The organism is Paenibacillus sp. PDC88 (assembly GCF_900106725.1).
In the GTDB taxonomy this organism is placed as follows: Bacteria; Bacillota; Bacilli; order Paenibacillales; family Paenibacillaceae; genus Paenibacillus; species Paenibacillus shunpengii.
The window spans coordinates 690,546-702,486 of the sequence record NZ_FNNT01000002.1 but is presented as its reverse complement, the minus strand read 5'-3'; the positions used below and the strand labels follow the sequence as shown (position 1 = coordinate 702,486).

Here is an 11,941-nt window from a genome sequence, read left to right as displayed (position 1 = left end):
CCTTTCAGTTTGTGTTTTTCTGCAAGACTATATATTACCATAATTATTAACTTTACAGACCCAAACTGCAGAAAAAAACCGCGCATTTAATGATGCGCGGCTGCTCCTTTTTTCTAAACTCCACCTATTTTGCAACTAAATAACTGGTTCCTTCTGTTTTGTTGCTCTGTTGTTCTGTCGCTCTACTGCACTATTCTACGGCCGGATTCGCGGCCAGTTCCTTCACTTCTTCCTTATGTTCAGGCGTTCCGTGGGAACCTCCGCCTGTGTGAACTCTGTTCACGAACAAAGCAATTACAAAACCGGCACAGGCAAGAATGAGCCCGATCATAAATGCATCCTGCACTCCAGCTGTCATCGCGGCAGCCTGCTCTGCCTGACCTGGGTTTGCAATGCCTGCAAGTGCTTTATTCTGACCGGATTGCATGATGGATATGAACACAGCCGCTCCAAGCGCACCAGATGTCTGCTGCAATGTGCTCAGCACTGCGGTTCCGTGAGGATATAGCTCAGCAGGCAGAGCATTGAGTCCGTTCGTTTGGGAAGGCATCATAATCATCGCAATCGAAATCATCAGCACCGTTTGCAGTCCCATCACGATCCATGGTGATTCGAGCAGCTCGGTTTGCATAAACCCGATAATCGTCAAGATGAGCATGCTGATCCCCGGAATTAGTAACACCCTTGGTCCATATTTGTCGAATAAGCGGCCCATCACGGGAGACATCAATCCGTTAAGAAGACCTCCTGGCAGCATGACAAGACCTGTTGTTAAGGTACTGTAGAGAAGGACCTGCTGCAGATATATAGGTAATACCAGCATCATGGCGAACATCGTCATGGTCATAATGATGGATAACACGACTGCAATGGTAAACATGGAATGACGAAACACCCGCATATCCATGACTGGTGTCTTCAATCTTATCTGACGCAATACGAAGAGAATCAAGGAGATTGCACCTGCACCAAGCACATAGTAAACGTAACTGCTGACTGCCCCCTCACCGCCGCCTTCTCCAAGGCTTCCGAAGCCAAATACCAATCCACCAAAGCCAATGGTTGACAGTATAATCGAGATGATATCCAGTTTCGGTCTGGAAGTCCGTGTAACGTTCTTGAGTCTCCAATATCCGAATAGGATGGTCATCAATACAATCGGAGCAACCAAGAAAAACAGCCATCTCCACGATAAAAATTGAAGAATAAAACCAGATAAGGTAGGTCCGATTGCATTGCAGGTGCGAACATAAGCACAAGCCCCACCAGTCCCATCGCAGCGCCTCTTCGTTCAATCGGTATGACAGCCAGAATAATGTTCGTCATTAAGGGAATGAGCACTGCTGTACCAATGGCCTGCACAACACGTCCTGTTATCAATATTCCGAAGTTTGCGCTGAAGCCGGCAATTAACGTACCTGTTAAAAATAGAATCATAGCGGATAAATACAGCTGTCTCGTCGTAAAACGTTGAACCAGGTAAGCAGACACCGGAATCAATACGCCGATCACGAGCATGTAGCTAGTTGACAACCACTGCGCCAAATGCGGCTCAATGCTGAGATCTCCCATAATTTGAACCAGCGCAACGTTCAGCAGTGTCTCATTAAGTATGGCGACAAATGCCCCTGACAGCAGGACGGCAAGTAATTGGCCGACCTTCGGAATCTTCTTATCCTCACCGCTCGCTGATATTCCTGCCTGCATATTTGCTTCCACTCCCATCCTCCTCCATCTTTGTTTTATTCGTTCAAGAAAATACGCAATCCAAACATAGCATGGTTCCCCAGCTTTGTATCGGTGGTTTATGTCTTAAATCATTTTCTACCATCCTGCTTTAAGGCAAGTATATGTCATAAACAGCAGCAAGCCACTGTGATATTTTTCATACCCTTTCCTATATATAGTGATTATGATAATTATAAACACCTACATATTGTATGTATGTCTACCTCATTTCATATATTCAAATTTCAAAGGAGGAGCAAAATGGCACAAATTGAAGCTGCAATGACGGTGAAAAAGGAATCAGATGACCTCACCGATATCATAAAACGGATTATAGACTCAAAAGAACAGGATGTGCTTCGCGAGAATGCGAACTTGAACGGGGACTCTTTCAGCGGGAAGATGAGCAAGATTGGTTCTGAAGCATCCAAGGAATACGCATTAAAGCATATTCTCCCCCCTTATGTCGCACGAGCAGTTGAACAAGGATATATTTATGTTCACGATCTGGACCAATATGCACTGGGCACCACAAATTGTATATTTATTCCTTTTGACCGCCTGCTAGAACGAGGATTTAATACGGGGAATGGCTCTGTAAGAACACCAAGATCGATTATGTCAGCCATGGCACTGGTCGCCATTATTTTTCAATCTCAACAAAACAGCCAGTTCGGCGGTGTATCCGCCAGCAAGATCGACTGGGACCTGGCACCATATGTCAATCGCTCATTCATCAAGCATTACCGCAAAGGCCAGCAATTGTTTGAAGAAACAGGAGAGATTGAAGATGTGGATATTCACTTTGCGAGCGAGAAGGCCCGGACTCTATCGCCCAAATCCTTCACGTTTGCTCATGATGAAACCATCACAGAAACAAGACAAGCTGCCGAATCGCTGATCCATAATTTGAATACCATGAGCAGTCGCGCTGGTGGTCAGATCCCTTTCACATCATTGAATTACGGAATGTGCACCTCACCGGAGGGGAGACTCGTATCCCACTCTCTTCTCGATGCAGCGATCTCAGGCTTGGGTCATGGGGAAACACCTGTGTTTCCGCAGCATATTTTTCAGTGCAAGCAAGGTGTAAATCAGCGGGAAGGCGATCCAAACTATGACTTGTTTTTAAAGGCCGTAGACTGCACCAGCCGCAGGCTGTACCCGAATTTTATAAATATCGATGCTTCTTTCAACCTCCCTTACTATCGGGAAGGAGAACCAGATACGATCATGGCCACGATGGGCTGCAGAACGAGAACGATTGCAGATCGCTTCGGCAGAAACAGACTGTCTGGCAAGGGCAATCTCTCCTTTAATACGGTCAATTTGGTCAAACTTGGCATCGAGCAAGGTATTATTCTGCATCAACGACACGCTGCCAATCTGAACGGTTTTTATAAAAATCTGCATTACTCCATGGAGACTGCGCTCTCGGGTTTGCTCCATCGATACTCACTTCAATCTATACAGCCTGCTAAAGCTTCAGACTTCATGATGAGAGAAGGCGTCTGGGAAGGTGGAGATCAGCTTCATCCTGACGAGCCGGTTGGCAATCTCCTGAAGCATGGAACACTTTCCATCGGATTCATTGGGCTGGCTGAATGCCTCAAGGCCCTTCTCGGACAGCATCATGGAGAGAGTGAGCTCGCCTATAACGAAGGACTGAAAATTATAGAAACGATGCGGGCATTCTGTGATCGCAAAAGCGAAGAGTATAACCTTAATATTACGCTCTTCGCCACTCCGGCAGAGGGATTATCCGGTAAATTCACACAGATGGATAGAGAACAATATGGACAGATACCTGAAGTCACGGATCGGGAATATTATACGAATTCCTTTCACGTGCCCGTCTATTACTCCATTAGCAGTGCCCGAAAGATAGAGCTTGAGGCTCCATTTCACGAATTGTGCAATGCTGGTGCGATCTCCTATGTAGAGCTGGATGGAAATGTTCGCCATAATCAAATCGCTTTACGCAAAATCATTCAATATGCGCTCACACAGAATATGGGCTATTTCTCTGTTAATCACCCTATTGACCGTTGTCCTGATTGCGGGTATGAAGGGGTCATCGGCACGACGTGTCCCTCTTGTGGTGTGACTGAAGAGCAAGTGCATTTCAGCCGGCTGCGGAGGGTTACAGGATATTTGACCGGTGATTATACACTCCGATTTAACGAAGCGAAGCAAGCCGAAGTACGAGACCGGGTGAAGCATCAATGAATATATGCGGGTATATCCCTGAATCCGTTAATGAAGGGGCAGGACTGCGAGCCGTCGTGTTTATCAGTGGGTGCCGGCATGCCTGCCCAGGCTGTTTTAATAAGGACTCATGGAATTTTGATGCAGGTACTCCATTTACAGATGCAGAACAGAAACGCATCATTCAAGATGTTAAACATAATCCCCTTGTAGATGGTTTGACTCTATGCGGCGGAGATCCATTCTTCTCGGCAGAGGAATGTATTCAATTTGTCGAGCATTTTAAAGCGAAATGTCCTGACAAAACGATTTGGGCTTATTCTGGCTTTACCTTTGAAGCACTGCTTGCCAACAAGAAACGTAAACAGCTCCTGCTTCTGTGTGACATTCTTATCGATGGGAGGTTTATAGAGGAGCAGAAGGACGTAAGTCTACTCTATCGGGGAAGCCGTAATCAGAGAATTATTGATGTACGTAACAGCTTGAGGAGCAACAGCATTGTGCTGTATAACGAGGGAGTAAGTTGTTAATATTTCGTCGCATATATATCCTGAAGAATGTACCGCCAGATGCTGTGGTTGTCTTCAAACATATTATCGACTTGAGGGATCAGCAGGGTGCAAACGTTGGGGAGCTCCCAATCCATTTCTACCACATTTTGAACAGAAGCATGGTTAACTACCAAGAGCCTGAATTCACCTGCTGTCATCTTTTGCAAAACATCAATCAGCTCCGCCGTTTCATGCCGTGTAGCCTCTGTACGCAAAAACAAAGTTTTCTTGTTAAGGATCATTCTATTCAAAAATCGCGCAGATCTACGCTCTATCTTATCTTGTAATATGGAATAGCTGGCTAAATGATGTGGAGTGTTCGATACCAGTGGAAAATCATGATGTGAGTATATGTCATATGCAGCATCTCTCACAATATAGCACTCTGCCAGTGGATTAACACCGATTACAGACATATTCTCAGGCTGCATCATATATTTGAAGCGATTACGAAGCAGCTCCGTTACACCTGACAGCTGAGGTGTAATCATCCAGTCGATGACGCCTGCCATTGTACGAATTCGGCTGTGATTCAATTGACTTGCAGCCAGACAATTGTGACCAAGACTATATGCTACGTCATAGTGCCCTTTAATATCTGCCCACTTCACTAGGGTAGGATCCTCCTTTTTAATTCACATCTCCTTATAGTAGATTAAGTTAGAGCCGAGGCTGCTTGTATTCCAATCTATTTTTATTAAATTGATGTATTTGATATAAGACCTTTCCCCATAAGTAAAAAGCCCGCTGACAAACAGCGGGCCTTATTAATTCTACTAGTACTCAACGATCTTAGTATGCCATCCACCCAGCATCTGCACTAATAACCGTTCCGTTCACGAAGCTGGCTTCGTCGGATGCAAGGAACAACGCAACCTGTGCAATCTCAGATGGTTTACCGATACGTGGATTGATAGCCAGTCCTGCTTGGGAGCGGCCCATGCCATATTGACTAACGCCAGTCATGGAAGCGCTGATGTTCGTTTCTACTCCGCCTGGAGCAATGGCCACACATCTGATTCCTTCTTTGGCGTACATGAAGCCTGTATTTTTGGTGAAGCCGACAACAGCATGCTTAGATGCTGTATAAGATGCACCTGCACGAGCACCTTGAAGTCCTCCAGCTGATGCAATGTTGATAATAACACCGCTTTGCTTCTCCATGAAGATCGGAAGCACTTTACGTGTTGCACGCATTACGCTCGTAGTATTGATAGCGAAGATACGCTCCCATTTCTCATCTTCAATCTCACCAGCGGGTTCAAAGTTGTCCATAATTCCGGCATTGTTCACCAGAACATCAACCGTACCGTATTTCTCAACTGTTGTATCAATCAGCGTATTAATATCTTCGAGAGAAGCGACGTTGGTCTTAATTGCAAATGCCTCTCCGCCCGCAGCTTTAATCGTTTCAACAGTTGCATTTGCACCTTCTAGATTCAAATCGGACACGACAACCTTCGCTCCTTCTTGAGCATACAGAATCGCCGTTTCTTTACCCATACCGGAAGCTGCACCTGTAATAACAGCCACTTTGTTTTGAAGTCTCATTTTGTATAACCTCCTATATTATCGTATACGTTTACATTAATAAAATAACGAACAATTGTTCATTAAGTGTTCACTTTTATATTATAATGAATGAGCAAACCATTATTCAATCAGCAAAAAAACAGCGTTTTGTATACTAACATACAATTAAACTGCTTAATGTCTATTAACACAATCTATACCTCAAAAGGAGGACCTCGAGAATGACGGATATACATGATTCCATAGATCGTAGAATCGTTAAATCCAAGCAGGCACTGAAAGATGCACTCATTCAACTGATGAAAGAAAAAGAGTTTAAAGAGATTTCGATCACTGACTTGGTTCGTGTCGCTAATCTTAACCGCGGCACCTTCTACAAGCATTATCAGTATAAAGAAGATATCTTAGAGGAAATTTTAGATGATGTGATTTCCGATCTGATTGAATCCTATCGTGATCCTTATATGCATGTCGAAGTGCTGGATATCAGCAAATTAACCTCTGCTGCTGTAAAGGTATTTGATCATGTATATAAGTTCGCTGATTTCTATATTCTGATCGTTAAATCAGACAAGTTATCCGGTTTCCAGAATCGTATATGCAACGTACTGAAGGATCTATCTCTGGAGAGCATAGCTGAGCACGGACCACATACGAAGATCAATCCTGACATCCAAGCCAGCTACATTGCTTATGCCATCTTCGGGATTATTATTGAATGGATTAATGGTGGCCTTACCTACAGCCCAGAGTATATGTCTGAACAGCTGCTTGAGATTGTAAGTCAGAATAAGGCATAACAACGATGATTATGCAAATACCATTTGGGAAATTTGGTCCATCTGTCATTGCTCGAATGTTTCATTGATCCGAAACCGAGGTAATGACGTACATATTTACGCTGTACAGCGTGCATACTAAGTCAAGAATGGAAAGGGTGATTCTAGTGACTCACGATAAAACCGATCGCGGAGCTGGCGTGGAACCGATTCCTGAATCAGACGAGAACCATAAGCCTTTTGACCTGCTTGATCAATCCGGTTCTATAACCAAAGCCAACTTGACCGAAGATATACTGGAGGCGCCGGATGAGGAACAAAAAACAAAAAAGCGATAAGCAGGAAGCGCGGGGTATATGGCTCTCATCCGCATATCGACGCAGCTATTCCGCGCTTCATCATTCTCATAAGACATATAAGCCTACTGATGAATAGTAGGCTTATACGTTCTTTTTCTTTTCGTATATTTGTAATTATGAATATTTATAGCTGAACACATACTTACCTGAGCCTGCTCTAAGCACTACTGCTTCAGCTGTGCGGGTTATATCAATGATCCCTTCCACATCCTTTACGGGATAACCACTTTCCAATAGCTGATCGAGATTCGCTCCCTCCAGAATAATCTTAGCTTCTGTATTTACAGGGATCTGAATTTGTACCGTTCTAAGTCCCTTATCTTCTAGCCATGAGGATTCAATCCTTCCGTAAGGAGAATCCAGCTTAGCTGAAGCATGCTTAAGCTGTCCCGCTGCAAATCTTGGATGTATGCGAATCTTTTTATAAGCGATATCCGAATCCTCCATATCAAGACCTGCAAGATATCGATACATCCAGTCCCCGATTGCACCGTAGGCATAATGATTATAGGAGTTCATATCATCACTCCAAAAAGATCCATCAGACTTGATGCCATCCCAATGCTCCCATATCGTTGTAGCCCCTTGTGTAATCGAATACAGCCATGATGGATAACTGTCCTGCAGCAGTAATTTGACTGCTGTCTCATGATAGCCATTTTCAGACAAGACAATGCACAAATAAGGAGTACCTACAAATCCTGTTGTTAAATGATAGCCGTTCTGCACGACCATTCGATTAAGCTCACTTGCTGTTCTTCTTCTCGCGTCTCCTTCTACAAGACCGAACATCAGAGCAAGCACATGTGCAGTCTGCATAGGAGCAGCCAGACGACCTGCTGGAGTGACAAATTCATTCAGATAAGCTCTCCGTACCTGATACAGCAAATCACTGTATTTTTTCACATCTTCGGATCTGCCCAGAACAACAGCTGCATTTCTTACAAGATCAACAGAATATGCATAGAAGGATGTAGCAATCAGATCGAGTGGTGTTGCCCCCACATAGCTGTTCTCCTTCGCATCAAGGGCAAGCCAGTCACCGAAATGGTGACCTGTGTTCCATAAATATTCATATTCACCTTCGCCTCGAATATAGTTCACCCAAGCTTTCATGCTGTCATACTGCTCGGATAACAGTCTGATGTCTCCGTAGCATTGATACTGTGTCCAGGGACATATGACCGCCGCATCCCCCCAAGCTGCCGATGTATCTTTATTCCATTTCAAGATGTTCGGAATCGTAAAGGGTACACTCCCGTCTTCTCTCTGATCAGCCGCCAGATCTCGCAGCCATTTGGCGAAGAAGGGAGCCACCTGATAATTAAATGCTGCTGTACGTATAAATACCTGAGCATCGCCCGTCCATCCAAGACGTTCATCCCGCTGCGGACAATCGGTTGGAATATCTACAAAGTTGCCGCGTTGTCCCCAAACGATATTTTGCTGAAGCCGATTCACCCGTTCGTCAGAGCAGTCGAATTGCCCGGTCTGAACCATATCAGAATGCATGACTTCCCCCGTGAAGCCCTTTATGATAACCGAATCATCAAGCTTCTCGAGTCCTGCAATACGAATATATCTGAATCCCATGAAGGTAAAGGCCGGTGCATAGTTGTCTTCACCATTCCCCCGTGCGGTATATTCGACTAACTGCTTCGCACTTCGCAGATTCCCGGTATAAAAATTCCCTTCCCGATCCAGTACTTCCGCATGATATAGCGTAATCTTCGTTCCTTCATCCAGATTCATCTTTATTCGGACTCGCCCAACCATGTTCTGTCCCATATCGAGCACCGTTTCACCACGGGGGGTATGCAGTACCGATATAGGATGAATCGTTTCCGTTACCTTCACTGGCCAGTTCTCTTGTGCAGTCAGCGGATGATAAGGCATATCCGATCGAGAAACACCCTCCCATCCGCTGTCATCATATTCATACTCACTCCATCCTGCCTGTTCAAGTCTCGCATCATAAATTTCACCATCATAGATACTAGTGTAGCGAATAGGCCCTTCGGATGCCTTCCATGTCGTATCCGTGACTACAACCTCTTCAGTGCCATCTGCATATTGCACATGCAGCTCCAGCAGCACTGCACGGTGTTCTCCATAAGCGCTGCGAAATCCCTTCTCCCAGGAGATACGCCCTGAATACCAGCCGTCTGCTGCTTGAATACCAATACCATTGCCGCCTGCATGCAGATAACGGGTTACATCGTACGTTTGGTATTGATGCCGGTGATGATAACTGGTCCATCCTGGGGCAAGCAGCTCCTCCCCGACGCGTTCTCCATTCAAATGCAAGTCGTACAAGCCTGCTGCCGTAGCATACACTCGGGCAGATACGATATTCTGCTTCAGCTGGAACGTTGTTCGGAGCAGCGAAACAGGTGGAGAATCGGGCCATTCCTGAGCCTGCTGGACAACGGGCAGCTGCTTCGGCATAATCCATTCTGCCTGCCATTCATTAGAGCTAAGGAATGCGGTCTCCCACCATCCTGTACTGCTCCATTCTGAACAATTGCCCTGCTGATCCCACACCTTAACTCGGTAATAGTAGCGTGTTCTGGACTGTAGAGCGGGACCGCCATATTCAATATGAATGGATTGATCGGATTCAATTCTTCCGGTATCCCATAGATATAAGCTGAAGTCAGGCAGATCTGAGACAACAAGATGATACGCCTGCTGCTTGATTCCTCTTTCCTTCGAATTCAATTTCCATCCAAATCGGGGGACGAACTGATTGCTCCCGAGTAATTCCTCACGATATTCACAGGTGACTTGGCTCACTGAAAGTGCTGCTTGTGGATTCATCAACCTCTCCTGCCTTCCTTCGTCGAATATCTTCCCTTGTGTTTTCCTCTCTTTCATTCTACGATGATTGATAGCGCTTTATATGGTGTAATCAGACAAATCATGCTGGCTAATCGGACATTATTTAGGAAGAGACGATACATAAGGAGACAGGTGATATGATTAGTGCCAAACGGAGAATAGATATGATACGAGGCGAATCCTTATTTTCACAGGGTTTACCGTTATATCTCAATCGCAGTGTAGAATCATATGAGCTATCCGAGCATCAGCATGACTTCTTTGAGATCAGCTATGTTGCTGAAGGCAGCGGTACACATATCCTGAGCGGTATTACCCTGCCGGTTAAGCAAGGGGATCTCTTTTTACTGCCTCAAGGCACGTCTCATGTCTTCAGACCTCACGGCATAACTAAGGGACAGCCGCTTATTGTCTACAATTGCGTACTGGCGCTGGCTGAGTTTAGACAGACCGTGGCTCCCATTCCTGGCAGTGATGTGCTGAATCCTCTGCTGACAATGCATGAATATCGCCAGTACAGTGATAAATATGGAGAACTACTAATTTTATTCCAGCAATTACACCGAGAATACCAAGTCCACAGGCTTGGAAGAGAACTAGCACTCTACAGCGGCATCTTACAACTGCTCCTGCTGATCAACCGGATGGAAACGGCAGATGATCTTAGAGAAGATGAGAATTCCATCCATCTGGAAGCTGTACTGAGTGAGCTGCATGAAGGATATGGCTATCGAATCACCGTACAGGAGATGGCGCGTAAAATGGGGCTCAGCGAGCGGCAGTTTCACCGGGTATTTAAACGCCATATGGGGATGAACATGACCGATTATCTGCAAAATGTAAGAATCCATGCGGCAGGACGTCTGCTTCGTACGACCTCGCAAAAAGTCAGTAACATCGCATCCGCTGTAGGCTATCAGGATGTGTCCTATTTCAATGCCCTATTCAAGCAGAAGACAGGCTGCACTCCACTTGAGTACCGACGGATGATATGAATATCAACTTGAATCCGCAAAAAAACAGTGCTTGTCTGGACGATAGGCATGTCTTCATCCAAGCACTGTTTTATCGTATTTATATAGGCAAAGCCATTCGCACAGGTCTGATGAATTCTCTATACTAGTCTACTTCAGACTCGCTTGAAGCTCACCCAATACTTGCTGTAATCTCTCCGGGTAATCTGTAATGATTCCACTTACTCGAAGCTCTACCATACGTTTCATATCCTCTGTTTCATTTACCGTCCAAGGATACACCTCAAGTCCTTTTTCCAGAGCCGCATTTAGCTGGTTATCTGTAAGCTGCTTATAGTAAGGATGAAGGGAATACGTACTGACGCCTACTGCATCTGGTAAATATTCAGGATGCTGAAAATCCTGATGGTACAGAAGTCCGAGCTTAATTGAAGAATCCAGAGCTTGTAGCTTCTGCAAAGCACCAAAGTGGAAGGAAGAAACGACGACCTGTTCTGTCCGGTCATATTCCCGCAGGAGGTTTACCAGCTTCTGCTCGATTCCCGCTTCCAGTCCGCCTTTAATTTCAACGTTAATCATCAAATCCTTAGGAGCTAATTCGAAAACTTCTCTGAGCGTGGGAATCTTCTGCCCTTGATACTGTGCATCATACCAGCTCCCGGCATCGTAGCTTCTCAGTTCATCTAAGGTCATATCCTGAACCGCTCCCGTACCATCTGTTGTACGGTCAATGGTGTAATCATGAATGACTATGATCTCCTCATCCTTGGAGAGATGAATGTCCAGTTCAAATGCATTACAGCCTTGCGTAAGAGCAAGCTCGAAAGAAGCCAGTGTATTTTCCGGTGCAACTCCTGCTGCTCCCCTGTGTGCGATAATGATAGGCATCGTCGTATTCATTGGTCACACTCCCTGATTGTCATTAGATTCATTGCTTATTTACAGGCCTGTACGGACAAGTCGTTCAT

General features: G+C 45.2%; 11 protein-coding genes. 5 read left to right on the top strand and 6 right to left on the bottom strand.

The window, feature by feature from the left end; all coding sequences use genetic code 11:
* Positions 1 to 190 precede the first annotated feature (190 nt).
* Positions 191 to 1,180, bottom strand: a complete 990-nt coding sequence (locus tag BLW49_RS29155; RefSeq protein WP_256209712.1) for an MFS transporter — start codon at positions 1,178 to 1,180, stop codon at positions 191 to 193.
* Positions 1,150 to 1,719 (bottom strand): MFS transporter, encoded by a 570-nt coding sequence (locus tag BLW49_RS29150; protein WP_256209688.1) that lies wholly within the window; start codon positions 1,717 to 1,719, stop codon positions 1,150 to 1,152. The genes BLW49_RS29155 and BLW49_RS29150 overlap by 31 nt, the downstream gene beginning before the upstream one ends.
* Before the next feature lie 270 nt (positions 1,720 to 1,989).
* On the opposite strand from BLW49_RS29150, the gene BLW49_RS09815 reads away from it, so the two are divergent.
* Positions 1,990 to 3,957: an anaerobic ribonucleoside triphosphate reductase gene (locus BLW49_RS09815; RefSeq protein WP_371264542.1), complete on the top strand. Its 1,968-nt coding sequence runs from the start codon at positions 1,990 to 1,992 to the stop codon at positions 3,955 to 3,957.
* A complete protein-coding gene (nrdG, locus tag BLW49_RS09810) occupies positions 3,954 to 4,466 on the top strand; it encodes an anaerobic ribonucleoside-triphosphate reductase activating protein (protein ID WP_076313741.1) in 513 nt (170 codons plus the stop codon). The genes BLW49_RS09815 and nrdG overlap by 4 nt, the downstream gene beginning before the upstream one ends.
* Here nrdG and BLW49_RS09805 read toward each other — a convergent pair.
* Entirely contained in the window at positions 4,463 to 5,098 is a 636-nt protein-coding gene (locus tag BLW49_RS09805; protein WP_177178694.1) for a DUF1796 family putative cysteine peptidase, read from the bottom strand. The genes nrdG and BLW49_RS09805 overlap by 4 nt on opposite strands.
* Positions 5,099 to 5,279: 181 nt before the next feature.
* Positions 5,280 to 6,038 carry an SDR family oxidoreductase gene (locus BLW49_RS09800; RefSeq protein ID WP_090724309.1) on the bottom strand — a complete coding sequence of 253 codons (759 nt, stop codon included), beginning with the start codon at positions 6,036 to 6,038 and terminating at the stop codon, positions 5,280 to 5,282.
* Positions 6,039 to 6,241: 203 nt separating this feature from the next.
* On the opposite strand from BLW49_RS09800, the gene BLW49_RS09795 reads away from it, so the two are divergent.
* A complete protein-coding gene (locus BLW49_RS09795; protein ID WP_090724308.1) occupies positions 6,242 to 6,820 on the top strand; it encodes a TetR/AcrR family transcriptional regulator in 579 nt (192 codons plus the stop codon).
* A 146-nt stretch (positions 6,821 to 6,966) separates the two neighbouring features.
* Positions 6,967 to 7,137: a hypothetical protein gene (locus BLW49_RS28765; protein WP_177178693.1), complete on the top strand. Its 171-nt coding sequence runs from the start codon at positions 6,967 to 6,969 to the stop codon at positions 7,135 to 7,137.
* Positions 7,138 to 7,272: 135 nt separating this feature from the next.
* On the opposite strand, the gene BLW49_RS09790 is transcribed toward BLW49_RS28765, so the two are convergent.
* Complete coding sequence (locus BLW49_RS09790; protein ID WP_090724306.1) at positions 7,273 to 9,978, bottom strand: alpha-L-rhamnosidase; 2,706 nt, start codon at positions 9,976 to 9,978, stop codon at positions 7,273 to 7,275.
* Between the two features lie 158 nt (positions 9,979 to 10,136).
* Between BLW49_RS09790 and BLW49_RS09785 the strand changes: the two genes are divergently transcribed.
* Positions 10,137 to 10,994 carry a helix-turn-helix transcriptional regulator gene (locus BLW49_RS09785; RefSeq protein WP_090724305.1) on the top strand — a complete coding sequence of 286 codons (858 nt, stop codon included), beginning with the start codon at positions 10,137 to 10,139 and terminating at the stop codon, positions 10,992 to 10,994.
* Between the two features lie 129 nt (positions 10,995 to 11,123).
* Here the strand turns inward: BLW49_RS09785 and BLW49_RS09780 are convergent, their stop codons facing one another.
* Positions 11,124 to 11,873 (bottom strand): glycerophosphodiester phosphodiesterase, encoded by a 750-nt coding sequence (locus BLW49_RS09780; protein ID WP_076313735.1) that lies wholly within the window; start codon positions 11,871 to 11,873, stop codon positions 11,124 to 11,126.
* Positions 11,874 to 11,941 lie beyond the last annotated feature (68 nt).